24 protein-coding genes and 1 pseudogene are annotated in these 22380 nt (G+C 62.4%); 8 read left to right on the forward strand and 17 right to left on the reverse strand.

All coding sequences use genetic code 11. From position 1 onward, the window contains the following. Nucleotides 1–147: 147 nt before the first annotated feature. Both P3G66_RS04045 and P3G66_RS04050 read right to left on the reverse strand, forming a co-directional pair. Nucleotides 148–594, reverse strand: a complete 447-nt coding sequence (locus P3G66_RS04045; protein ID WP_047270917.1) for a hypothetical protein — start codon at nt 592–594, stop codon at nt 148–150. A gap of 134 nt (nt 595–728) precedes the next feature. Next, nucleotides 729–1967 (reverse strand): MFS transporter, encoded by a 1239-nt coding sequence (locus P3G66_RS04050; protein WP_063315920.1) that lies wholly within the window; start codon nt 1965–1967, stop codon nt 729–731. A gap of 113 nt (nt 1968–2080) precedes the next feature. Here P3G66_RS04050 and P3G66_RS04055 point away from each other — a divergent pair, with 113 nt between their 5' ends. Beyond that, nucleotides 2081–2671: a TetR/AcrR family transcriptional regulator gene (locus tag P3G66_RS04055; RefSeq protein WP_276116208.1), complete on the forward strand. Its 591-nt coding sequence runs from the start codon at nt 2081–2083 to the stop codon at nt 2669–2671. Here the strand turns inward: P3G66_RS04055 and P3G66_RS04060 are convergent. Both P3G66_RS04060 and P3G66_RS04065 read right to left on the reverse strand, forming a co-directional pair. Next, on the reverse strand, nt 2629–3249 hold the full coding sequence (locus tag P3G66_RS04060) for a GNAT family N-acetyltransferase (RefSeq protein WP_063316060.1): 621 nt from the start codon (nt 3247–3249) through the stop codon (nt 2629–2631). The genes P3G66_RS04055 and P3G66_RS04060 overlap by 43 nt on opposite strands. A gap of 57 nt (nt 3250–3306) precedes the next feature. Then, nucleotides 3307–3891 carry a TetR/AcrR family transcriptional regulator gene (locus tag P3G66_RS04065; protein WP_063315921.1) on the reverse strand — a complete coding sequence of 195 codons (585 nt, stop codon included), beginning with the start codon at nt 3889–3891 and terminating at the stop codon, nt 3307–3309. 87 nt (nt 3892–3978) lie between these two features. On the opposite strand from P3G66_RS04065, the gene P3G66_RS04070 reads away from it, so the two are divergent. After that, on the forward strand, nt 3979–4365 hold the full coding sequence (locus P3G66_RS04070; protein ID WP_003939752.1) for a DUF1304 domain-containing protein: 387 nt from the start codon (nt 3979–3981) through the stop codon (nt 4363–4365). A 7-nt stretch (nt 4366–4372) separates the two neighbouring features. Here the strand turns inward: P3G66_RS04070 and P3G66_RS04075 are convergent, their stop codons facing one another. The 3 genes from P3G66_RS04075 to P3G66_RS04085 all read right to left on the reverse strand — a co-directional run bounded on the left by P3G66_RS04075 (nt 4373) and on the right by P3G66_RS04085 (nt 8039). Continuing rightward, the gene (locus P3G66_RS04075; RefSeq protein WP_223304422.1) at nt 4373–4882 is read right to left on the reverse strand and encodes a hypothetical protein; all 510 of its coding nucleotides are present in this window, start codon (nt 4880–4882) and stop codon (nt 4373–4375) included. Nucleotides 4883–5183: 301 nt separating this feature from the next. After that, nucleotides 5184–6029 (reverse strand): mycofactocin-coupled SDR family oxidoreductase, encoded by an 846-nt coding sequence (locus P3G66_RS04080; protein ID WP_063316061.1) that lies wholly within the window; start codon nt 6027–6029, stop codon nt 5184–5186. 93 nt (nt 6030–6122) lie between these two features. Then, nucleotides 6123–8039 carry a propionyl-CoA synthetase gene (locus tag P3G66_RS04085; RefSeq protein WP_276116209.1) on the reverse strand — a complete coding sequence of 639 codons (1917 nt, stop codon included), beginning with the start codon at nt 8037–8039 and terminating at the stop codon, nt 6123–6125. 178 nt (nt 8040–8217) lie between these two features. Between P3G66_RS04085 and P3G66_RS04090 the strand changes: the two are divergent. After that, nucleotides 8218–8937: pseudogene (locus P3G66_RS04090) on the forward strand (MFS transporter); the annotation flags it as partial. A 103-nt stretch (nt 8938–9040) separates the two neighbouring features. Continuing rightward, a complete protein-coding gene (locus tag P3G66_RS04095) occupies nt 9041–9490 on the forward strand; it encodes an MFS transporter (RefSeq protein ID WP_276116272.1) in 450 nt (149 codons plus the stop codon). Between the two features lie 4 nt (nt 9491–9494). On the opposite strand, the gene P3G66_RS04100 is transcribed toward P3G66_RS04095, so the two are convergent. The 6 genes from P3G66_RS04100 to P3G66_RS04125 form a co-directional block, all read right to left on the reverse strand. Next, on the reverse strand, nt 9495–10535 hold the full coding sequence (locus P3G66_RS04100) for a hypothetical protein (RefSeq protein ID WP_276116210.1): 1041 nt from the start codon (nt 10533–10535) through the stop codon (nt 9495–9497). Beyond that, a complete protein-coding gene (locus tag P3G66_RS04105; protein WP_276116211.1) occupies nt 10532–12019 on the reverse strand; it encodes a carboxyl transferase domain-containing protein in 1488 nt (495 codons plus the stop codon). The genes P3G66_RS04100 and P3G66_RS04105 overlap by 4 nt, the downstream gene beginning before the upstream one ends. Nucleotides 12020–12112: 93 nt before the next feature. After that, complete coding sequence (locus P3G66_RS04110; RefSeq protein ID WP_276116212.1) at nt 12113–13306, reverse strand: ABC transporter permease; 1194 nt, start codon at nt 13304–13306, stop codon at nt 12113–12115. Next, nucleotides 13303–14199 (reverse strand): ATP-binding cassette domain-containing protein, encoded by an 897-nt coding sequence (locus P3G66_RS04115; protein WP_003939757.1) that lies wholly within the window; start codon nt 14197–14199, stop codon nt 13303–13305. The genes P3G66_RS04110 and P3G66_RS04115 overlap by 4 nt, the downstream gene beginning before the upstream one ends. 43 nt (nt 14200–14242) lie before the next feature. Beyond that, the gene (locus tag P3G66_RS04120; protein WP_003939943.1) at nt 14243–14788 is read right to left on the reverse strand and encodes a hypothetical protein; all 546 of its coding nucleotides are present in this window, start codon (nt 14786–14788) and stop codon (nt 14243–14245) included. Further along, the gene (locus tag P3G66_RS04125; RefSeq protein WP_276116213.1) at nt 14781–15104 is read right to left on the reverse strand and encodes a helix-turn-helix transcriptional regulator; all 324 of its coding nucleotides are present in this window, start codon (nt 15102–15104) and stop codon (nt 14781–14783) included. The genes P3G66_RS04120 and P3G66_RS04125 overlap by 8 nt, the downstream gene beginning before the upstream one ends. Before the next feature lie 106 nt (nt 15105–15210). Here P3G66_RS04125 and P3G66_RS04130 point away from each other — a divergent pair, with 106 nt between their 5' ends. From P3G66_RS04130 to P3G66_RS04140, 3 genes are all read left to right on the forward strand, one after another. Then, nucleotides 15211–15630: a hypothetical protein gene (locus P3G66_RS04130; RefSeq protein WP_073512694.1), complete on the forward strand. Its 420-nt coding sequence runs from the start codon at nt 15211–15213 to the stop codon at nt 15628–15630. 74 nt (nt 15631–15704) lie between these two features. Next, on the forward strand, nt 15705–16118 hold the full coding sequence (locus P3G66_RS04135) for a VOC family protein (protein ID WP_021332241.1): 414 nt from the start codon (nt 15705–15707) through the stop codon (nt 16116–16118). Beyond that, entirely contained in the window at nt 16119–16694 is a 576-nt protein-coding gene (locus P3G66_RS04140) for a TetR/AcrR family transcriptional regulator (protein WP_007733408.1), read from the forward strand. A 12-nt stretch (nt 16695–16706) separates the two neighbouring features. Here P3G66_RS04140 and P3G66_RS04145 read toward each other — a convergent pair whose 3' ends face one another. The 3 genes from P3G66_RS04145 to P3G66_RS04155 all read right to left on the reverse strand — a co-directional run bounded on the left by P3G66_RS04145 (nt 16707) and on the right by P3G66_RS04155 (nt 19986). After that, nucleotides 16707–17546 (reverse strand): aldo/keto reductase, encoded by an 840-nt coding sequence (locus P3G66_RS04145; protein WP_276116214.1) that lies wholly within the window; start codon nt 17544–17546, stop codon nt 16707–16709. Nucleotides 17547–17691: 145 nt separating this feature from the next. Continuing rightward, on the reverse strand, nt 17692–19323 hold the full coding sequence (locus P3G66_RS04150) for an ABC-F family ATP-binding cassette domain-containing protein (RefSeq protein WP_276116215.1): 1632 nt from the start codon (nt 19321–19323) through the stop codon (nt 17692–17694). Between the two features lie 66 nt (nt 19324–19389). Continuing rightward, nucleotides 19390–19986 (reverse strand): class I SAM-dependent methyltransferase, encoded by a 597-nt coding sequence (locus tag P3G66_RS04155; RefSeq protein ID WP_003940390.1) that lies wholly within the window; start codon nt 19984–19986, stop codon nt 19390–19392. Nucleotides 19987–20116: 130 nt separating this feature from the next. Here P3G66_RS04155 and P3G66_RS04160 point away from each other — a divergent pair, with 130 nt between their 5' ends. Continuing rightward, nucleotides 20117–20965: an aldo/keto reductase gene (locus tag P3G66_RS04160; RefSeq protein ID WP_037128502.1), complete on the forward strand. Its 849-nt coding sequence runs from the start codon at nt 20117–20119 to the stop codon at nt 20963–20965. Nucleotides 20966–21029: 64 nt separating this feature from the next. Here the strand turns inward: P3G66_RS04160 and P3G66_RS04165 are convergent, their stop codons facing one another. Continuing rightward, nucleotides 21030–22181: an NADH:flavin oxidoreductase gene (locus P3G66_RS04165; RefSeq protein WP_276116216.1), complete on the reverse strand. Its 1152-nt coding sequence runs from the start codon at nt 22179–22181 to the stop codon at nt 21030–21032. Between the last annotated feature and the right edge of the window lie 199 nt (nt 22182–22380).

Here is a 22380-nt window from a genome sequence, read left to right on the forward strand (position 1 = left end):
CCCTCTCCCGTTGATTTTCGGGCCACCGGCAACGGGGCGTGTGCCTGGTCGTGCGGGGCTGCGTTCAACAATCCCCGCGCGCCGGACGAATGTCCAAGAACAAGTGCGTCTGAGAGGCAGATGGATTACTTATGACGACTGCCGCAGTCACACCACACTGAGGTGGTACCCGACGCTCAGGTTCGGGTAGTAGCCGTCGATGTAGCTCGAGATGAAGTAGTGATCAGGGTCGGTGGTGCGAGTTCCGTCGGTGTCGAACTGCGGATAGTCGTTGGCCATGAAGACTGCTTGTCCGCCGTCGGGAGTGGAATAGACGACGTCGACCGTCAGGCCGCGCGGGTCCTGGTTGTATGCCGTGACGATCTCGGTCTCGTGAGGCGCGAGCGACTGGCGTGGGCTCTGCATCCACTGTCCGTAGGGGTTGTCGGCGCCTTCGAGATGAATTGTCTGTTCGGTGTCGTTGCTGATCGTCATCGTGATGCTGTTGCCGGTTGTGGGAAGGGTTCCGGCACTGGCGATTCCGCTCAATCCCAAAGTGAGGGCGCCGGCGGCCAGAGCTGTGATTGCGGCAACTACGTAGCGTGGGTTCGTCATCGTCGGTGTCCTTTGTCCGGGTGAGCGTTCGGTTGGCTCTCTCGAAGACAACTATGTCGGAGCAGATCGATGTCGTATGTCCACTCCCCGGACCCTGTGCAGGCGGAACGGTGTGTCCACCGATCGGGGGACACCTACTCCGACACCGAGACGGCTTCGACCTTTCGCTCGCCGGTGACCAGCAGTCCGATCAGTGCGGCCGCCGCGAGCACCATGACGAGTGCTCCGTAGCCACGCGTCGTATCCACCAATCCGACCTTGCCGACCAGGTAGCCGGCCAGCAAGGCGGGAAGACTGTTGGCCAGATATGCGATGACGTAGACGGTGGACAACAAACCCGCGCGTTCGTGGTTCTCGGCCAGCGGCATGACGGTGAGGATAGTTCCTTGGAATCCTGCTCCGAAGCCGATACCTGCAACAGCCGTACCGACCAGAATCAATACGGCAGAGGATGTTTCAGCACCGATGAGTGTGACGGCCACCCCGAGCACCAAGGCGGTGGTTCCGATCAGCATCACGGTCCGGCCGCCGAGTTTGCGGAAGGTGAGTACTGCTGCCGCTCCGAATCCTGTCAGTGTTGCGACCATGACGGCACCGATGAGGGAGCTGTGAACGTCAAGTGCGTTGCGCGCCAATGCAGGTCCGAGTGAGAGGTAGAAACCTCCCAGCGCCCAGACCGCGATCAGGCACGGTGCGGTCAGGGCAATCATCGTGCGCGCCTGACGAGGAACGGCCAGTGTGGGGCGCAGGGACTGCCAGGCTCCGGGGCGTCCGCCCGAAGTCTCGGGAGCGGCCCATACTCCGAAGATCTCGAGAATGACAAGCACGAGAAGGACCAGGTAGACAGTGCTGGTGGGCCGGGGCAGGTGCTCGCTGATGAGGCTCGAACCCACTGCTCCGACTGCAAGCCCCATCGTCGGAGCGACGCTGTTGATGATCGATCCTCGGCCCGGAGTGCGTTCGAGGTCGATCAATGCCGAACCCAGAGCGCTGATTGCAGCGCCGGTGGCAACACCCTGTACGACCCGGGCGATGAGCAGGATGGTCAAACCGTCGGCCGAGGCGAACAGCGCGAGCGAGACTGCCTCGAGCGCGAGTGCTCCGAGCAGGACCGGGCGCCTGCCGATGTGATCGGACAGGGATCCGGCGGTCAGGAGCGTGGCGAGCAATGCGAGAGCGTAGATGCCGAACACGAGCGTCGACGCGAGCGAGGAGAATCCCCACAACTGTTGATAGTGCTCGTACAACGGTGTCGGGGTCGCGGATGCGCCCAGGAACGTGGCGATGATGACGGCGATGAGTGTGAAAGCGACGCCTCGCCCAAGGCGTGGGCGTGAAGTGCTCTCGGTCTGTGGTGAAACGGTCGTTGTCATTGTCGTAGCGCTTCCCATGCGGGTGGTGAAGACTTCAAACGCAAATACTTTGCGTTTGGGACGCTACGCCTGGCCGTAGCCTAATGCAACATCTTTGCGTTAGTATTGGATTTATGAGTCCGTCCGCAGGTCCGCGCCCCGGTGGCCGTAGTGCGCGCATCCAACAGGCCGTGCATGCGTCGGCGCGCAAGTTGTTGGAACAGCGTGATCGAGCCGAGATCACGGTGCCGATGATCGCGACCGATGCGGGAGTGACCCCGTCGACCATCTATCGGCGGTGGGGTGACATCAACGAAGTCTTTGCCGACGTCTCGATCGAGAGATTGCGCCCGGACGCCGACCCGCGTGAAACGGGCTCGCTCCGAGGGGATCTGACGATTTGGGTGCAGGAGTACCTCGAGGAGATGTCTGCGCCTGTCGGTCGTGCTTCGTTGCGTGACGTGTTGATGAGCGACGATCAGACGCATGCACCGGACGGTACGAAGAAGTTCAAGTGTGCCTTCTTCTGTCGGACGCAGATCGACGTGATCCTCGCGCGTTGGCCGGAAGCTGCCGGCGTGGATGGTGATTCGGTGGTCGACCATGTAGTGGCGCCGATCATCTACCGAATTCTGTTTGACCTCGAACCGGTCGTGCCGCAGCGAGTTGCGGAATTGGTGGATCAGACGCTTGCCCTCGCGGCGCGAGTCGTTGCCGAAGGCTGATCGCTACGTAGTCGGGCGTGGACGTGCATGTCGTGCCAGCCGTCGGCGTGCCTGGCGGAGCTTCGTCGAACACCTTCTTCGCTGAACCCTGCTTTGGTGGCGACTCGGCACGATCGTGGGTTGTGGATCGAGTGCTCGAGTTCCAGTCGATGAAACCCCGCTTCGCGGAATGCCCACTCGGACAGTGCGGTTACAGACTGGGTGCACAGTCCGCGGCCGCGCGCCGCTGGGGTCACCCAATACGCGAGCTCGGCAGTGCCGTCCCACAAATTCACCCCCTTTGCTGCGATTCGACCGAGGAGTTCATTTGTCTCGGGAGCGGCGATCGCCCAATGGCATTCGGATTCGCTTGCCCACCCGTCTCTCCACTGGGTGAGCCAACCCCGTGCTTCGTCGATCGAGTCGGCGCGGCGGATGTGCCAACGCTGAATCGACGGATCGCGAAAGGCTTCCATGACGGCCGGTGCGTCGTCGCGGGTCCAGGGTCGGAGAATCGCGAAAGTCCCGACGTGGATCGAGGGTTGGTCCATTCCCCGGAGATATCCAGCGGCGATAGCGGGCGTGGTCAACTTGGGCACGTGAAGCATCATCGCCTACCCGCCTGATGGCGGGCAATGGCGTGAGCTTTCCGGTCATTATCCCTGCCAGTCTGCGTTCAGTCGGCGCGCAGATTCCAGAGTTGCGATGGCCTCTTCGGTGTCAACTCGTGCGAGTACCAATGCACTTACCGTGCAGGAGAGAAGGATTCGAGTGCGATCTGAGAGCGTGGCGTCTGTCTCGGTTGGAAACGCGGCGTGTAATCCACTGTTGATCGCGTCGGCGAGTTCTCGGCGGTACGCGCGGATCACTGCGGCCGCCGCATCGTCGTGCGCGCCGAGTCCGGCAGCCGTATTGAGAAGTAGGCAACCGCGCCGAGGCGAGTCGGCGGTCATGGTGCCGATCGCGTGCGCAAGCGAGGAAAGGTAGTCGTCGACTGCGTCTGCCCCGGGATTTGTCGTGAGGCTGCGCAGACGTGGCCGGATGACATGGTCGAGGTACATCTGCACGGCGGCGTCGAACAATCCGCGCTTGTTGGTGAACGAGTTGTAGAGACTTGACCGACTCAGCCCCGTCGCGGATTCGAGGTCGCCGAGTGAGGCACCTTCGTATCCGCGTGCCCAGAAAACGTCCAAAGCGGCAGCGACCACGGCTGTTGTGTCGAATTCTTGTGATCTGCCCATCAAAGCCTCGCTCCTTCTGTATCGTTCGGTCCAGTATATATTGGACCGAACGATACAGAATTCACTCGAAGCAACAGGAGCTCACCGATGAACGTCGCCGGCTACATCTTCGCGGGACTGGCCGCAGCAGTGCACGTGTACATTTTTGTCCTCGAATCGATTCTCTGGACGGCCCCGAAGACCCGCGCCACGTTCGGCGTGAAGTCCGAGGAAGAGGCGATCACCACGCAGCCGCTCGCCTTCAACCAGGGCTTTTACAACCTTTTCTTGGCGATCGTGTCGGCGGTCGGCATCGTGATTGCGGCGACCGGCTCCGCGTCGGTCGGAATTGCCCTCGTACTGGCAGGCACAGGATCGATGGTTGCCGCGGGATTGGTGCTGATTCTCTCGTCTCCCGACAAAGCCCGCGCAGCCGTCGTACAGATGCTTTTCCCAGCTATTGCCGTTGTTCTGCTGGTAATCCACCTGCTCTGAGTGGTCTCTATCCGCCGCCGAGCACCAGTGATTCGATCAACGCAAAAGCACCGTTGAGTGCTCCGCAATCGAAGGCTTCGGCCAGGGCGTAACCGATGACAAGTTCGTCGGTGCTCGGCGTGCTCGACCAGACTGCGTCGGTCTGTCTGGGATCGGATTCCTCGTTCTTGGAGAAGTGCCCGATCCGCAATCCGTCGCGGGTGAATGCACTGTTCGCGTCGTCGACTGGGGCGAAGTTCAAACTCACGCCGTCGACGAGTGCCGAGACAGAGTACGAGCGACGGGACAGAAACCCTTTGCCGACAGTGAGTTCGACTTCATCGCCACCGACAGTGAAGAACAAGTCGGCGGCGGCGCGCGTTCCGATGGGTGTGCCTTCACGGCGCGGGGCATCGACTCGACGCGTCAACAGAGCGTGTGAGTTGCCGTTTCGGACGTCGACGACCCCCGTGTCGACATCGAACGAGATCTCGACTTTTCCGTGAATCGGGTCCATTACGGCGTATTTGACCGTCACTGTGCCTACCCCCTGTAAGTGTGAACTCGGGTCCATAATACGTGGTGGGAGCGTTGTCCAGTATGCCCGAATCCAAAAAAATAGTGCCGAATGACGCGCGTTTGCGGCCAAATGCTTCTACGCTGGGTCTTGGGTTTGTTGCGCATCCCACAACGGTTTGTCCCACGCCAGACGAGGAGCGCCTATGAGGTTGTCGACTACTTGTTCTGTTGCTACGAAGGCTTGATCAAGCCGGAATTGCCTCTGCCGGATGGTGCTCGAGACCCATCCGGCAGAGGCAATTCTGCATCAGTTCGGGCCTTCAGCCGCCGGCGAATTTTTCCGAGGTGCCGAGATCGATCGGCAACGCGATGCCGGTGATCCCGCGGCCTGCCGGCCCCACCAGATAGAACACCGCATCCGCAATCACCTCGGGGTCGACCCACGGGTGGGGCAGCAGATTCAGCTTCGACATGATCGGAGCGGTATCGGCGAGGACAGGATTCTCCAAGTCTGGACGGAACGCACGAATCATCGGTTCGTTGTCGATCATCGTCGTACGCACATTGCCCGGGTGTACGGAGTTGACTCGGATGTCTGCCCAGCCGAGTTCGTTGGCCAGAGACTTCGCCAACCCCCGAACGGCGTGCTTGGACGCGGAGTAATGTGCAATCCCCGGCACGCCTCGAAGCCCGGCCATCGAGCTGATCAACACAATGGATCCACCTCGATTGCCGTTCATGATGTGCGGAATCGACACCTTGGTCGTCAACCAGACGCCGGTGACGTTGATGTCCATCAGCTCGCGGAACTCTTCGGCGCTCAGGTCCCAGGACAATTTCGCCGACGCCGCGATTCCCGCGTTGGCGATCACGATGTCCAGTCGGCCGAGTTTCTCGACTCCGGCGTCGACCGCTGATTTCAGGGCATCGAGGTCGCGAGTGTCCGCGACGGATGCGACGATACGCCGGCCCTGAGCTTCGACCAGGGCGACGGTCTGGGCGAGGTCGGCTTCGGTGGCCATGTCGTACCCCGCCGTTGCGACCGGCGCGCAGAGATCCACCGCGATGATGTCCGCGCCCTCGGACGCGAGCTTGACGGCATGCGCCCGCCCTTGACCACGCGCCGCTCCGGTGATGAATGCGACCTGACCGTCCAAATTGCCCATCGAACTTCCCCTGCCCGTCTGAATCGTTGAAAACTGGAACGTGTTCATACTGCTACGTCCGGAGGCAGACAGACAGGGGAATTCGCTGAATCCTTATCCGCGAAGGAGTTTGGACAACTCGTCCAATACGCTCGCGTCCTCGATGGTCGACGGGACCGTGTACTCCTCGTTGTCGGCGATCTGCCGCATGGTCTTGCGGAGGATCTTGCCGGAACGAGTCTTCGGTAGTGCGGCGACGACGGTGACGTCCCGGAACGTGGCGACGGCACCGATCTGGTCTCGCACCCGCGCGACCAGTTCTTGTCGGAGTGTTTCGGGATCGATGTCGACGCCGGACTTGAGCACGACATAACCGCTCGGCCGTTGCCCCTTGAGTTCGTCGTGAATGCCGATGACCGCGCATTCGGCGACAGCCGGGTGGCCGGCGACGACGGCCTCCATGCTTCCGGTTGAAAGGCGATGTCCGGCAACGTTGATCACGTCGTCACTTCGTCCGAGCACGAAGACGTAATTGTCCTCGTCGATGTACCCGGAGTCGCCGGTGAGGTAATAGCCTTCGAAAGTCGACAGGTAGGACTTCACGTACCGGTCCTCGTCACGCCACAGTCCGGCGAGTGTTCCGGGAGGAAGCGGCAGGCCGATCACGATGTTGCCCTCGGTGCCCGGACCCACGAGTTCGCCCTTGCCGTCGACGATTTCGACGCGGTATCCGGGGCAGGCGACGGTGGGTGAGCCTGCTTTGATCTCCATCGGTTCGAGGCCGCGCAGGTTCGCGCAGATGGCCCAACCGGTTTCGGTCTGCCACCAGTGATCGACCACCGGGCGATCGAGAATCCGAGTAGCCCACTCGTAGGTGTCGGGATCCAAGCGCTCGCCGGCCGCGAACAGTGTGTCGAGCGACGAGATGTCGTACTTGGCAAGCTCTTTTGCGTCCGGGTCGGCCTTGCGGACCGCGCGGATCGCTGTCGGAGCGGTGAAGAGTGCCGACACGTTGTATTCGGAAATGATGCGCCAGAACGCACCGGCGTCGGGGGTGCCGACGGGCTTGCCTTCGTACATGACCGTCGTGGCTCCGGCGAGCAACGGTCCGTAGACGATGTAGGAGTGGCCGACCACCCAGCCGACGTCGGAGGCGGTCCACCACACCTGTCCTGGGCTGATGTCGTACAGATTCTTCATGGTCCACGTCAGCGCAACGGCATGGCCACCGTTGTCCCGGACGACGCCCTTGGGCTTACCGGTCGTTCCCGAGGTGTAGAGGATGTAGAGCGGATCCGTCGCGGCGACCGACACCGGGTCGGCCGGGGTGGCGTCGGCGATCAGCTCGTCCCAGTCGAACCAGGCTGCGGCACTTGACTTGTAGTCGCAGGCTGCACCGGGAATCTGCTCGCGATTCTTCACGATCACGGTGTGCGCGGGAGTGGCGGACAGTTGCAGAGCCTTCTCGACCATCGGCAGGTACTCGATTGTTCGTCCGGGTTCGAGGCCGCCGGACGCCGTCACGAGCACCACTGGACCGGCGTCGTCGATACGGGTTGCGAGCTCCTTGGCCGCAAAGCCGCCGAACACCACCGAATGCACCGCGCCGATTCGCGCACACGCGAGCATCGCGATCGCAGCTTCGGGGATCATCGGCATGTAGATGATCACGCGGTCGCCCGCCACCACACCCTGATCTTTCAAGACGCCGGCGAAGAGTGAGACCTGCTCGAGCAATTCGGCGTAGGTGTAAGTGGCCTTGGTGGGGACCATCGCGGAGTCGAAGATCAACGCCGTCTGATCGCCGCGGCCGTCGCGGACGTGCCGATCGAGGGCATTGAAGCTGGTGTTGAGCGAAGCATCCGGGAACCAGCGATAGATCGGCGCGGCAGAATCGTCGAGAGCCTTCGTGGGGGCGACATCCCAGTCGACGGCCCGCGCAGCGTCGAGCCAGAACTTCTCCGGCTGATCCATGCTCTCGCGATATGCGTCGGCATACGTGGTGTGGGACGCCTGCTCGGAAGAGCTCATCGACGTGTGTCCTCTCGTGAACTTCGCTTACCGGTGACCTGAAACACCTTAGGTCACCGTCAGTGCGGTGCGCCTCAGTAGCGGTGCGGGTACCGTCCCTTTGCGCCGGGCGGGCCTGTCCCGTCGGCCAGTGGCGCGCAGGGGTGGGATAGGCCAGGGACTGAAAGGGGGGATCGATGTGACAGGTGCAGCGCAACGCGCAGGCTTCTGGGGAGTCCTCGCTCTGCGTGACTTCCGACTTCTGTGGACCGGCGACGCAGTCAGCGGTATCGGAGACGGTGTCACGACCGTCGTACTGCCGCTGATCGCGCTTCGCGAACTGGACGCGAGTAGCTTCCAGATCGGTGTGCTGGCATCAGCAGTGTGGTTGCCGTGGTTGATCGTCGGACTACCAGTCGGTGCCTGGATCGACCGGCTGCCTCGGCGCCCGATCATGATGATCGCGAACGCTGCGTGCGCGCTGTTCTTCGCGAGCCTCGCGATCGCCGGCTTCCTGGAGGCGATGACATACGGCCACCTGCTCCTGGTCGCGCTGCTCACCGGTACAGCCACCGTCTTCTTCCAGGCGGCCTATCACTCGTATCTCCCCACGGTGCTCGCCGAAGCGGATCTTGTCGAAGGGAACTCGAAGATTCAGGGCGCTGAGGCCGCAACTCGGGTGATCGGCCCAAGCGTCGGTGGGCTGGTGGTTGCAACTGTCGGGCTCGCGGCCGGTCTGGTTGTCGACGCGTTCACGTTCGCCTTCTGCTTCGTATGCATCTGGCTGATTCGTGTGCAGGAGACCGTCCATCGCGGACAGAATCAGCGAGAACCGTTGCGACGGCAGATTGCGCTCGGACTGCGATTCGTCGCCGGTGATCCGTATCTGCGGTCGATCGTCGTCTACGGCACTCTGCTCAATTTCGGTCTCACCGGGTACTCCACGATCCAGATCGTGTTCCTGGAAAAGACGGTTGGCGTGGGGGGAGTTCGGACTCGGGCTTCTCCTGGCGATTGCCGGGGTGGGCGGAATTGTCGGATCGATGATCGCGCGCCCGCTCGGCCGCAGATTCGGCACTGCCCGAAGCGTTCTCATCTGTCAGTTGGTGACGGGACCGTTCATCCTGTTAGCACCTCTGACGACGTACGGTGCCGGCCTGTTCTGGTTCTGCATCGGCGGCATGGTGATGGTTGCGGGCGTCGTGTCGTGCAACGTGGTGCTCGGCAGTTTCCGTCAAAGTTACTGTCCGCCGGACCGCCTCGGACGAGTGGTGGCAACGAGTATGTTCCTGCTGCACAGCAGCATTCCGCTCGGTGCGCTGACGGCAGGCTACCTCGGCGACGCAGTGGGACCGCGCGGGACGATGTGGATCATGGCCTGCCTGATCGCGCCGTGCGGATTGGTCCTGCTCTTCAGCCCGCTCCGCGGGATCCGCGATCTACCGAGTCGGCCTGCGGTCCCACTGCGGTAGAGGATTACTGCGGTAGAGCTGCGGCGGACTCTTCGCTTCGAATCGCGATGCGGAGAGTCGCGAGCATGAACAGTGACACCGCGAATCCGAAAAGCGCGCCGAACTGGTCCTGTGTGAACAGATAAACCTGCGTCACCAGAAGGCTCACGATGAGGGATGCACGCAGGAGCCTCAAGGCTCGCAGGTACGGACCTCGGAAGAGGAACCACACTCCCAGAACCACAAGAACTCCGGTTGCGACGGTGGAGATCTGTACCACCAGGTCGGAGACGTCGTCGGCCTCGACGACGTTCTCGGACACCAATGCGTAGATCACCTGGACAATCGCCAGAAGAGCCTGCAGCACGAACAGGGTCAGTACCAGTCGGCGGACGACCCGGTGCCGGAGCACTTCCTCGGCACGGTGGAAGAACGCATTGCGGCCACGAGTGATCTTCGATTCGATACCGCCGGTCGGCGGAGTCCGTGAATGCAGGCCGGCCTTGATCGAATCGACGAGGTCGGTGAGGCTGCGGTCTTCGACGCCGTCGAGTACGCGGAGGGCGTGGTTGTACTGGATCTCGTCGAGCTGACCGAGAGCGAGGTCCGAGAGCGCTCGCGCCCCGATGGCGAGCCGATGACGATCATTCATTCCGCGCCGAATCACCACCTCGCGCGCGGCAAGATAGAAGAGAACGAAGACGACGTACATGATCGCGATGGCAGGCTGGTAGAAGTAATCGACGTCGGCGGTGACGAATTTTCCGACCTCGTCGATGAAGAGACCGAACCCGATTCCGCCGACGAGCGTGGCCAGGTCACGCGTGCGAGAGCCTTCGGTGATGGCGGTCGCCACGATGGCGACGGCCATCAGCAACCCGCCCCAGAGAACGTGTGCGATGTGGAGGGCGCCGCCCCCGATCTGGGGATAGCCCGTTGCCGCCAGATAAGCGCGGGTGATCAGCACGGTGGCGACGCCGGCGAACAGGAACAATTCGAAACGAGCGAGTGCCGCGCGGTCGTAACTGTGCGGCAGCGTCAGCGCATTCCGGTCCTTCGTCGTCATTGCGGAACTCCCAGGTTTCGATAGCGCGCGATACGGGAGGCCTGGCGATCGGTGTCCGACTCTTCGGCAAGCACGAAGAGTTCGTGCGCTATCGCAGCCCCTACCCTCTTGGAGAATTCCACGGGTTCGTCGGCCGCGTCAGGCGTTTCGGGAATGATCGCGTCGATCACGCCGTCTCGAAGCAGATCCAACGAACGAATGCCCTGCGCTGCCGCCATCTCCGGTGCGTGACTGATGTCGCGATGGACGATCGCGCTTGCGCCTTCCGGCGGCAGGGGAGCGAGCCACCCGTTCTGTGCCGCGAGTACCCGATCGGCGGGCAGCAGCGCGAGCGCCCCGCCGCCTGTTCCCTGACCGAGCAACACCGACACTGTCGGGGTCTTCAGCGTCACGAGGTCGGCGATGCAACGGGCGATCTCAGGGGCCAGTCCACGTTCTTCAGCTTCTTTGGACAGCGACGCGCCCAAAGTGTCGATCACGAGGACAAGCGGGAGTTGTAGTTCTTCGGCAAGTTTCATGCCACGTCGTGCTTCCCTGAGCGCGGCCGGTCCCATCGTGGTGAGCGCGGATTGGCCACTGCGGTCCTGGCCGAGCAGGATGCACGGAAAGCCTCGGAAGCGGGCGAGCGAGAGCAAGATCGTCTTGTCGGTTTCACCCTGCCCGGTGCCGCTGAGCGGTACCTGTTCGGTCGCTGCATGGCGGAGCAACTGCCGAATGCCTGGTCGATCGGCCCGGCGCGAGAGCATCACCGACTGCCAGGCGGGAACATCGGGAATCTCGGGTGAGGGAATCGGGTCCGTGGCCGCCGGAGTCGGGGGATCGGTGAGTACGCACAACGCTCGGTTGACCAGCAGACGGAGGCGGTCGACGGGGACGATGCCGTCGATCACGCCGTTGCGATACAAGTTTTCGGACGTCTGGATACCGTCGGGAAACTTTTCGCCGTACAGCGATTCGTAGACACGGGGTCCGAGGAATCCCACCAGAGCACCGGGTTCCGCGACGGTGATGTGGCCGAGGGATCCCCACGAGGCAAAGACCCCGCCGGTGGTGGGATTGCGCAGGTATACCAGGTAGGGCAGGTGTGCAGCCTTGTGAACAGCCACTGCCGCAGCGATCTTCACCATCTGAACGAAGGCGACGGTGCCCTCCTGCATCCGCGTTCCGCCGGAGGTTGGCGAGGCGAGCAGCGGGAGTTGTTCTGCCGTAGCACGTTCGACGGCGGTCACTATCCGCTCGGCTGCGGCGACTCCGATGGAACCGGCGAGAAAGCTGAATTCACAGGCAATTACCGCGACTCGACGGCCCCGAACCGTACCGACACCGGTGACGACGGACTCGTCCACTCCGCTCTTCTCGCGGGCCTTCGCCAGGTCTTCTGCGTATTTCGCGCCAGGTCCGACGTCGACGGGCGGGGAGTCCCAGGAGACGAAGCTCTCGGGATCGAGTACCGCAGTGAGTAGTTCTTCGGCCGAGATTCGCACAACGTCCTCCAAGTAAGCAGCACCCCGTCCAGGATGAACCTACCTGGACGGGGTGCCGCCGGGATCGTGTGGCGCCAGTTGTGCGCTGGAGAATCAGCGTCCGAACGCCTCTTTCCATGACACGACCTTGCCGATGCGAAGGATGGAGCGCTGGTAGATCTTTGCCGCGATCATCGACAACGCAGCGGTCACCACCAGCATCAGCAGAATCGTTCCCACGATCTGGAACGGAGAAGCAACACCGGCGGAAATACGCAGGGGCATGAGGATTGCCGAGAACGGCGGAATCCAACTCAACACGTTGCTCAGGGTTCCTTCTGGATTGCTCACCGAAACGAAAGCCACGCTGACCATCGCCATGACGAGCAGCGCGAGAGGCATCGCGGTGGCGTTGACGTCCTCCTGCCGCGAGACCATGGACCCGGCGGCGGCGTACAGCACGGCGAAGAAGAGGAAGCCGAGAATGAACCACCCGAGAGTGCCGAACAGAACGCCGATCGCGGTGCCCGTCACGGTCAGGACGCCCGTCGCCAGTCCGGTGGCGACGCCCGCGACGGCATAGGCAGCCATCTGCATCAGGCCGACAGCACCGATTCCGAGAACCTTGCCCCACAACAACTGCAGCGGACGAAGAGTGGAGAGCAGCAGCTCGACCACGCGACTGGACTTCTCCTCGACGACGCCCATCGCCACGTACGTTCCGAACAGCAGGATCTGCATGTAGAGGAGCACCACAGCAGCGATCGACATCGCTATGCGTTGGCCCTGTTCGGGATCCGGGGGATCGATGGCATCGATGGTGACCACTGCCGTGGACGTGGCTTCGGCGAGCTGAGCCGGATCGATCCCCGCAGCGGACAGCGCATTCGATTGTGCCTGTTGTGCAACGGAACTCTCGATGACAGCGCGCAGATTCGTGGGCACTTCCTTCTCGGTCACGACAGTGACGCCGCCGCCCGATCCGGCAATCACGGCCACGTCGAGGTCACCGTCCTTGACTTGATCACGCGCGGTGCCGTCGTCGGAAACCTCCGTTACCGTCACCGGATTGCCGAGGGTGTCGCCGATGGACACCATCGTGGCACTGAGTGACTGGTTGCCGACCAAGCCGATCTTCGACTTGTCCTCGTCGCCGCCGGAGAAGAGCGAGAAGGCGATGATGCCGCCGATGATCGCGACCAGAATGATGACGTTGCTGATCACAAAACTCTTCTTCGAGATCTGCGTCATGAATTCGCGTCGGGCGACCAACCCGATGGCTCGACCTCCGCTCAACTGGTTGCTCATGCGGCTACTACCTCTCGGAACAGATCGGTCAGTGACGGACGTCGTAGCGTGAACTCGTGCACCGGTCCGGTTTTCAACGCTGCATGCAGGATCTGCTGATCGTCGGCGGTTCCGTCGACGCTCAGGAGCGTTCGACCGTCGAGGTGGCTCAGTGTGGTGACACCGATCAGATGGTGTGCCCAACCGACCGGCGCGTCAGGGGCGAAGACTTCGATTCGGCCGTCGCCCTTGCCTCGTAGTTCGTCGACGGTTCCGATCTCCCGCATGCTGCCGCGGCTGATGATGCCCACGCGATCGCACAAGCGCTCCACCAGATCCAGCTGATGGCTGGAGAAGATTACGGGAACACCGGTGCGAGCCTTCTCGACCAGCACGTCACTCATGACATCGACCGCTACGGGGTCAAGGCCCGAAAACGGTTCGTCCAGAACGAGTACCGATGGGTCGTGAACCAGCGCCGCCGCGAGCTGCACACGTTGCTGATTACCGAGGGACAGGGAATCGACGGTGTCCTTGACGCGTTCGGCGATGCCCAGACGTTCGGTCCACCGCTCAGTGGCCGCGTGCGCGTCGGCCTTCGAGAGTCCGTGTAGCTCGGCCAGATAGGAAAGTTGCGCTCCCACCTTCATCTTGGGGTAGAGGCCGCGTTCCTCCGGCATGTATCCGATAGTGCGACGCACGTCGAGGTCGACGGGTTTGCCGCCGAGGCGAACTTCTCCCGAATCTGCTCCGAGCACACCCAGCGCAATGCGCATCGTGGTCGTCTTGCCGGCGCCGTTGCTGCCGACGAATCCGAAGATCTCGCCTGGGCGCACTTCGAAACTCAGGTTGTCGAGTGCGACGACGTCGCCGTAGCGTTTCGAGATGCCGTCGATCGTGAGGGTGGCTGACATGGGTCCTTCCCATCGGTCGAGTGGTGCGCTTCGGTAATACGGGTCAGAGATCGAACTCTTCCGAATCAATCGGATCCGGGTCTGGATTGGTCCACGAGAGAATCATCGCGGGCGTGCACGCGCCGATCAGCATTGCAGTCAGTGCCAATAAACCTCCCGTGTAAGGCAGCCTCTCTACATTCCACTGCACCGACGAGGTGAAAATGAGGAAAATGGCGACAATGAAGACCAACGTTTGGGTCACGCTGAGCCCGACGGAGCGAGCGTCGTTGCGTTGCTGGATCTCCCATTCGTCCAACGCCTGCCGCGGAGCATCCCCTTGCCGGCCCGACACGATTTGAAGTGAGGACCACGTCGGCAGGAACAGCAGGGTGAGGACCGGCCATGCCACGGCGAAGAGCGGATTGAACAGGCATGCTGTGCTGACGGCAACCATCGTGGTGAACAGGACCGCCAGGGCGACGACGAGTACGCGCCGACGTCGACGGGTTCGCCAATTCGGGAGCCAATGTCGGAACGTCTCCTCGTTCTGCAGGAACCGCCGAGTGCGGTGGGCCTGGTAGCGGTCGATCAGATTTGATTCAGGCACTTGGCTTTTCACTCCCCTCGGTAGTGCGGTCAGATCGGTAGACCTCCGTCGACAGTGCATTCCGGTAGACCTCCGTCGACAGCGGCCCGAACTCCGTCCGGGAGAACACCGCCTCCACCGGGAGGTTGAACACCCAGCAGATTCGGAATGCAAGATCCAGGCTGGGGTAGTGGTCACCGCGTTCGAGTGCCCCCACCGTCTGCGGATTCACGTCGACGAGTTGCGCAAGCTGTGCCCGGCTCATCTTCCGCTCGGCGCGAAGCACTCCGATGCGATTGAAGATGGGGAGCGCGTCTCCCCGCCGGACTGGGCTCATGCATCAAAGTGTTGTAAAAACCCAACAGTTTGTCAACACGAACCGCGATTGTTCCGCTTCTGGGGCGTGCCGGCGGATAAGGTTCGGGCAACGGAAGGGGCTTGGCATGGTGGTCGAGCAGTTGGTGCTCGAGGAGTCCGGCCTGGTCGTGCAGGTGCGTGAGGATGGTAGCTACTGCGTGGGACCGCAAGGGCGCGAGGCGGTCTGGCGCGATCCGATGGAGAAGGGTGCAGTCATCGGTATCGGGCAGCACACTCCAGGGGACGTTGAGGGTGAATCGTGGTGGGTCGTGTACGGCCAGTCGGACATCGGGGCGGACGTCACCGTTCGACTCGAGGGCGGGTCGCACGTGCCGGTTTCGCGCCTCGGTGAGATCTTCGCCAGTGAATGGGTGAGCACGCCGCAGCAGGCGTTGCTGTACCGGTCCGATCGTCCGGTGGAGTCGCAGCCCACTAAACTGTCTGTGCTGTTCGCCAGGCCGAAGTTCATGCCCAAGGCGGCGTTTCCGGAGAATGATCGCTTGTAGTTGCAGCGAGCTGCCGTCGGGAGGCTGGCAGCCATCTTCTCGAAACATTACGGTACGTACTGTACTGTTTGGGAATGACAACTTGGCCGAACGACCTCGCAGTAGTGCAAGTGCGCGTAGCGCGACCCACCGACAGGCTCGACGACGTGATTGCGTTCTATCGCGACTGTCTGGGATTGCCAGAGCTCTACCGGTTCTCCGGTCATGCCGGGTACGACGGAATCATGCTGGGTCTGCCGGATTCGAACTATCACCTCGAATTCACGACCCACGAAGACGGAAGCCCATGCCCGGCGCCGACGCAGGACAACCTGTTGGTGCTCTACTTCGCCGGCGAGTCGGCGATGTACGAGGTAGTTCAGAGGTTGGGGGAAGCAGGGCACGAACCCGTTGGCGCCGAGAATCCGTACTGGGAGGAGAATGCGGGGATGACTTTCGAAGATCCCGACGGCTGGCGTCTGGTGCTCATGCCGCGGCCGGTGCTGTAGATGGTGCGCGCCCGCGACGAGCGGATCGACGACGCCGTTCTGGCGGCAACCCTGGAGTTGTTGGGGGAGAACGGATATGCGGAGCTGTCGATCGGTTCGGTGGCGACGAGAGCGGGCGTGCATCGACCCGCCATCTACCGGAGATGGCCGTCGAAGCGGCATCTGGTGGTCGACGTCGTCGTGGCGCACATCGGTACTGATCCAACGCCGGACACCGGCGATCTCAGGGCAGACCTGGTCGCCGGCATCACGACATTGGTTGTGGGACTGAGTGAAACGGTAGTCGGTCGGATCCTGCCCGCGTTGGTCGCGGATCTGGCGGCGGACCCGGAATTGGCGCGGGATTTCCAGTCGGCATTCTTTCAGCCACGACGCGATTCCACTGCGGCAGTGCTGGAATCGGCGCGGCTACGCGGCGACATTCGGAGCGACTTCGACCTGGACTTCGTCCTGGACGCGCTGGCGTCGCCGATCTATTACCGAGCGTTGTTCCGTCACCTACCGCTGGACGCGCTCCTGGCCGAGCAGTCCGTCGATTCTGTGCTGCTGACGTTGACTCCCCACGAAAATTCTTGAAGCCGTTTCGATTCAGTTCAATTCGACTGGATCGGGTCCGACACGGCTGTCGGTGTTCAGCGCTGTGATGGCAGCTGACTCGTCGGTATCGAGTGCGAAGTCGAAGATTGCGGCGTTGTCGCGCATACGGGCAGGCGTGACCGACTTCGACAGAACGGTGTGGCCCTGTTCGAGATGCCAACGCAGAATGATCTGTGCCGGGCTCTTGCCGTGTGCTGCAGCAATTTTCCCGATGGCCGGGTCGTCGAGGATAGTTCCCTGTCCCAATGGGCTCCAAGCCTCGATTTCGATGCTGCGACTCTGGGCGTACTCCCGAGAAGTGTGCTGTTGCAGTCTGGGGTGCAATTCGATCTGGTTGACGGCCGGGGTGGTCGCGCTGTGCTGGGCCAGCAGTTCGAGATGCTCGGGCAGGAAGTTGGACACACCGATCGCCCGGGCACGGCCGGAGGCGAGGATCTCCTCGAAAGCGGCCCACGTTTCCACGAACAGGCCCTTTGCCGGCGCGGGCCAGTGGATCAGATACAGGTCGACGTAGTCGAGTCCGAGCTTGTCGAGGCTCGTGTCGAACGCGGCGAGTGTTCGGTCGTGGCCCTGATCGTCATTCCACAGCTTGGTGGTGACAAAAAGCTCTGACCTAGGGATATCCGAACCTGCGATGGCGCGGCCGACCCCGGCTTCATTTCCGTAGATCGCGGCCGTGTCGATGTGGCGGTAGCCGATCTCGAGAGCTGCGGCAGTGACCTCTTCGGTCTGTGCGTCCGGTACCTGGAAAACGCCGTACCCGAGTTGCGGGATGGTGATCGGCTCGCCGGTGGTTCCGTGAGTCAGTGTGCGGTCGGGGATCGACAACATTGAAGAGTGCCTTTCGGGACTGGGATGTGGCAGCTCGACGGGGGATCATGTCATCCGCGGGCCACCTATGCCGCGCATGCAACTATTGCGTGCGCCTGATAAATAGTTGCATACGCGGGTTGTCTGCGCAAGCAGAGTCGATCGGCTACTCCTCGAAGAGCTGTCCGTTCTCCATTCGCCACCGGCGCGTGCTTCGGGTGGACTGCAGCATGCGTCGATCGTGAGTGACCAGAAGGAGGGTTCCCTCGAACGACTCCATCGCCTGCTCGAGCTGTTCGATCGCCGGAAGGTCGAGATGGTTCGTCGGCTCGTCCAGTACCAGTAGGTTCACGCCGCGAGCCTGGAGCAAAGCAAGTGCAGTCCTTGTTCTCTCGCCGGGGGACAGGGAAGCGGCAGATCTGAGTACGTGGTGTCCGCGCAGGCCGAACTTGGCGAGGAGAGTGCGGACATCGGCATCGGGCCAGTCCGGAACCTGTGCACCGAAGGCCTCGACGACTGGTTGATCACCTTCGAACAATCCACGCGCCTGATCGATCTCACCGATCGCGACACCGGAACCCAGCGACGCGATGCCCTCGTCCGGGACGAGTTTGCCGAGCAGGACGTTCAGGAGGGTGGTCTTGCCTGCCCCGTTCGCGCCCGTGACGAGAATTCGATCGCCCCAGTCGATCTGCGTCGTGACCGGACCGAACGTGAACTGACCGCGAGTTACCTTGGCGCCGTTCGTGGTCGCGACAACGGATCCGGACCGCGGCGCCGCCGCGATCTCCATACGAAGTTCCCACTCCTTGCGCGGTTCCTCGACCACTTCGAGTCGCTCGATGCGGCGTTGAGTCTGGCGGGCTTTCGCGGCTTGCTTCTCCGTCGACTCGGTCCGCAATCCGCGTCCGATCTTGTCGTTGTCCTTGGCTTTACGACGCGCGTTGCGGACGCCGTGTTCCATCCAGTTGCGCTGCATCTGTGCGCGATCTTCGAGATCGGAGCGGGTGCCTGCGTATTCCTCGAACGCCTCGCGTGCGTGCTGGCGGGCGATCTCGCGTTCGGCGAGGTACGACTCGTAGCCGCCGTCGTACACGGCGATGTCCTGTTGTGCCAGATCGAGTTCCACGATCCCCGTGACGGTGCGCGAGAGGAACTCGCGATCGTGGCTCACGACAACCAGTGCTGCGCGCGTCTCGGCGACAAATCGCTCCAACTGCTCGAGACCGCGTAGGTCGAGATCGTTGGTGGGCTCGTCCAACAAGAGAATGTCGTAGCGCGAAAGCAACAGTGACGCGAGGCCGGCGCGCGCGGCCTGACCGCCGGACAATGCCGTCATATGTGCATCGAGTGGAACTCCGAGACCGAGTTCTTCGACCACCTTCTCGGCGCGCTCGAGCAGGTCGGCGCCGCCGAGAGCGAGCCAGCGTTCGAGAGCCGGGGAGTACAGATCCTCTTCGGCTTCGGCCAGGGTTTCGGCTGCGGAGTTCATGACTTCCTCGGCGTGGGCGACGCCGGTGCGGCGGCCGAGGAACTCGAGGACGGTCTCACCCTCGATGCGATCGGGTTCCTGCGCGAGGTAACCGACCGCAGCATCCGGCGGGCTGAGGATGATCGAACCCTCGACGTCGGCGGTTCCGATTCCGGCCAGTGCGGTGAGAAGCGTCGACTTGCCGGCGCCGTTCGCGCCGACGAGGCCGATGACGTCGCCGGGGGCAACGGTGAGATCGAGGTCGGAGAACAGGGTGCGTTCTCCCCGGGAAGCAGAGAGGCCGCTGATGCGCAGTGTTGCAGTCACCTGAGAAGTATCCCCGGTGCTGTGCGCCTTTATTAACCGCGGGCGGTTAATAAAGGCGCACAGCAGTCAGCCACGGACCAGGTGATACCAGCACGGATGTGCCGCACGGACCGGAAGTGGCGATTCACTCACGTCCGCGGCCATGCTCGAGGCCATCGACCAACCGTCGAATGCACGCATGACGTCCTCCTCCGAGACGCCGTGTGGCATCGGCCAACGGTGCCCCGGTCCGAATGCGAACATCACCATGGACGCTCCCGGTGCGGTGATCGCATTTACGGATCTCCCGTAGTCCCGCCGTTGATGATCGGTGAGCCCGTGAAAACAGCCGATGTCGAGCACCAGCATGTGCCCGCCGTCGACAGCAATGTGCAGGTCTGCCGCGTCCTCGTGAAGGAACCGGACGTCGACGTGTGCTTCACGCGCATGAATGCGCGCTTTGTCCAGCGGTTCCTGTTCGGCGTCGACGCCGGTGACGTGCCACCCGCGTTGCGCCAGCTCGATGGAATGGCGTCCGGTGCCGCAACCGATATCGAGTGCACGGCCACCTTCCGGGAGGGGAATCGCATCCAGAAGGCCGGACAGTTGAGCGTCGAAGCCGTGACCGGTGTGCTCCCATGGAGTGACGCCGACCTTGTAGGCGAGACGATATCCGAGATTCATCGCTCTCTCTTTTCTCGAGGCGATTCGATTACTTGTATTCCAAGGTAGACCGGCATTTCGGGTGCGACAAGGGTGCGAAGAGGAGGTTCGGTGGGGAATGCCTCCTGGCACCCGTGCGTTGGATCCACATATGACCGAGACCAACGATGTGACCTCTGTACCGACCATTGTTCTGAACGACGGTAAGACGATCCCCGCACTCGGATTCGGTGTGTTCCAGGTTCCGGACGACGAGACGCAGGAAGCCGTCTCCACAGCCCTGAAGACCGGCTACCGCAGTATCGACACCGCCAAGATCTACGGCAACGAGGTGGGCGTCGGCCGCGCGATCGCCGAATCCGGCATCGCCCGCGAAGACCTCTACATCACGACAAAACTGTGGAACGACGACCAAGGCTACGACTCGACGCTTGCGGCATTCGACGCGAGCCTCGACAAGTTGGGTCTCGAGTACCTCGACCTGTACCTGATCCACTGGCCGGTTCCGTCCAAGGACCTGTACGTCGAGACGTTCAAGGCATTCCAGAAGCTCAAGGCCGACGGACGGGTTCGATCCATCGGCGTTTCCAACTTCACCATCGAGAACCTCGAGCGCGTCATCGGCGAAACCGGTGAGGTGCCGGTCCTCAATCAGATCGAGCTCCATCCCAAGTTCAACCAGGCAGAACTGCGCGCCTTCCACACCGGCAAGGGAATCGCGACGGAAGCGTGGAGCCCGCTCGGCCAGGGAACCGTTCTCGGCGACCCCGTCATCACCGCTATCGCCGACGCTCATGGCGTCACCGCGGCTCAGGTGATCATTCGCTGGCACCTGCAGATCGGAAACGTGGTGATTCCGAAGTCGGTGACCCCCGAACGTATCGCCGCCAACTTCGATGTCTTCGGATTCGAACTGACACCGGAACAGATCAACGCGATCGGTGCTCTCGACGACCCGGCCGGCCGCATCGGCCCCGACCCGGTCACGCTCGGCAGCTAGTACTTCCGGCAGACCCACAAACGGCACTCCCACAATTGCGGGAGTGCCGTTTTGTCGTGCGAGGTCAGTTCAGGTGTGTGCGATGTTCTGCGGTGAATGCGATGTGCTCGTCCGCGCGTCCGGTGCGGAGCTTCTCGACCCACTCGGGATCGGCGAGCAGCGCGCGCCCGATGGCAACCATGTCGAATTCACCCCTCTCGTACTGAGCTTCGAGACGCTCCAGTCCGGTGACAGCAGATGCAGCTTCGCCGGTGAATGCCGTCGTGAACACGGAATCGAGTCCGACCGAACCGACGGTGATGGTCGGCAACCCGGTCAGCTTCTTCGTCCAACCGGCGAGGCCGAGTGTGCCGTCTTCACCGTCGAGTTCAGCGAATGCCGGTTCCCAATGACGCCTCGTGGACGGATGCAGAACGTCGACGCCGGCGTCGACCAGGGGAGTGAGGATGCGGCCGAGTTCTGCCGGGCTCTGGGCGATACGAGCGTCGTAATGGCCGGACTTCCACTGCGAGAATCGGTAGACGATCGCGAACTCGTCCCCGACGGCCTCTCGGATTGCGGCGACGACCTCGGCCGGGAAACGGGTGCGGGCATCGAGTGATCCGCCGTATCCGTCGGTTCGGACATTGGTTCCCGCCCAGAGAAATTCGTCGAGCAGGTAGCCATGTGCTCCGTGCAACTCGAGACCGTCGAAGCCGGTGTTCTTCGCGTTGAGTGCGGCGTCGACCCACGACTGCTTCAAGTTGTCGAGGTCAGAGGTGGTGAATTCTCGTCCCAGGCGGGTGCCGTCCAGTGCCAGGCCGGAGGGGCTGACGGTTTCGACCTCGGGGTTCAGGCGCGAGTTCTCGCCGCGTTCGACTCCGAGGTGCCACAGCTGAGGAATGATCGATCCGCCTTCGGCGTGGACGGCGTCGACGACCGACTTCCAGCCACCCAGGCTCGAATCGCCGTAGATGCGCGGTACGCGGGTGTGCGGGCCGGCTGCCGGGTCCGGGATGTACGTGCCTTCGGTGATGATCAAGCCGATACCACCTGCTGCGCGACGACGGTAGTACTCGGCTACGTCGGCGCCGGGGATTCCGTCCGGCGAGAAGGCGCGCGTCATCGGGGCCATGGCGAAACGGTTACGCAACGAGAGTGATTTGACCTCGAAAGGCTCGAAGAGGCCGCGCAACGCGGAGGCCTCGGGTGCTGTCGATGTGTCGGGAAGAGTCACGGGTTTGTTCAACGCGGCGGACCCTCGACCTATTCCGCCGCCTGACTTTATCTCACCGAAATCTGCAAAAGGTTGCGTACGTTCGGTTTTCGATAGATGCTCACGTCGACCACACTTAGTTTGTGCATTAACTATTAACATGCGATATGGTCGTGCGGAAAGTTCTTGAGGCGGTATCGAGCACGAAAGAGGACGCGCG

This window comes from Rhodococcus sp. C3V, from assembly GCF_029269915.1.
GTDB classification, from domain to species: domain Bacteria; phylum Actinomycetota; class Actinomycetes; order Mycobacteriales; family Mycobacteriaceae; genus Rhodococcus_F; species Rhodococcus_F qingshengii.

Coding starts and splice junctions, on each gene's coding strand:
- P3G66_RS04045 (WP_047270917.1), bottom strand. CDS start 594: ATGACGAACCCACGCTACGTAGTTGCCGCAATCACAGCTCTGGCCGCC.
- P3G66_RS04050 (WP_063315920.1), bottom strand. CDS start 1,967: ATGACAACGACCGTTTCACCACAGACCGAGAGCACTTCACGCCCACGC.
- P3G66_RS04055 (WP_276116208.1), top strand. CDS start 2,081: ATGAGTCCGTCCGCAGGTCCGCGCCCCGGTGGCCGTAGTGCGCGCATC.
- P3G66_RS04065 (WP_063315921.1), bottom strand. CDS start 3,891: ATGGGCAGATCACAAGAATTCGACACAACAGCCGTGGTCGCTGCCGCT.
- P3G66_RS04070 (WP_003939752.1), top strand. CDS start 3,979: ATGAACGTCGCCGGCTACATCTTCGCGGGACTGGCCGCAGCAGTGCAC.
- P3G66_RS04080 (WP_063316061.1), bottom strand. CDS start 6,029: ATGGGCAATTTGGACGGTCAGGTCGCATTCATCACCGGAGCGGCGCGT.
- P3G66_RS04085 (WP_276116209.1), bottom strand. CDS start 8,039: ATGAGCTCTTCCGAGCAGGCGTCCCACACCACGTATGCCGACGCATAT.
- P3G66_RS04100 (WP_276116210.1), bottom strand. CDS start 10,535: ATGACGACGAAGGACCGGAATGCGCTGACGCTGCCGCACAGTTACGAC.
- P3G66_RS04110 (WP_276116212.1), bottom strand. CDS start 13,306: ATGAGCAACCAGTTGAGCGGAGGTCGAGCCATCGGGTTGGTCGCCCGA.
- P3G66_RS04115 (WP_003939757.1), bottom strand. CDS start 14,199: ATGTCAGCCACCCTCACGATCGACGGCATCTCGAAACGCTACGGCGAC.
- P3G66_RS04125 (WP_276116213.1), bottom strand. CDS start 15,104: ATGAGCCCAGTCCGGCGGGGAGACGCGCTCCCCATCTTCAATCGCATC.
- P3G66_RS04130 (WP_073512694.1), top strand. CDS start 15,211: ATGGTGGTCGAGCAGTTGGTGCTCGAGGAGTCCGGCCTGGTCGTGCAG.
- P3G66_RS04135 (WP_021332241.1), top strand. CDS start 15,705: ATGACAACTTGGCCGAACGACCTCGCAGTAGTGCAAGTGCGCGTAGCG.
- P3G66_RS04140 (WP_007733408.1), top strand. CDS start 16,119: ATGGTGCGCGCCCGCGACGAGCGGATCGACGACGCCGTTCTGGCGGCA.
- P3G66_RS04145 (WP_276116214.1), bottom strand. CDS start 17,546: ATGTTGTCGATCCCCGACCGCACACTGACTCACGGAACCACCGGCGAG.
- P3G66_RS04155 (WP_003940390.1), bottom strand. CDS start 19,986: ATGAATCTCGGATATCGTCTCGCCTACAAGGTCGGCGTCACTCCATGG.
- P3G66_RS04160 (WP_037128502.1), top strand. CDS start 20,117: ATGACCGAGACCAACGATGTGACCTCTGTACCGACCATTGTTCTGAAC.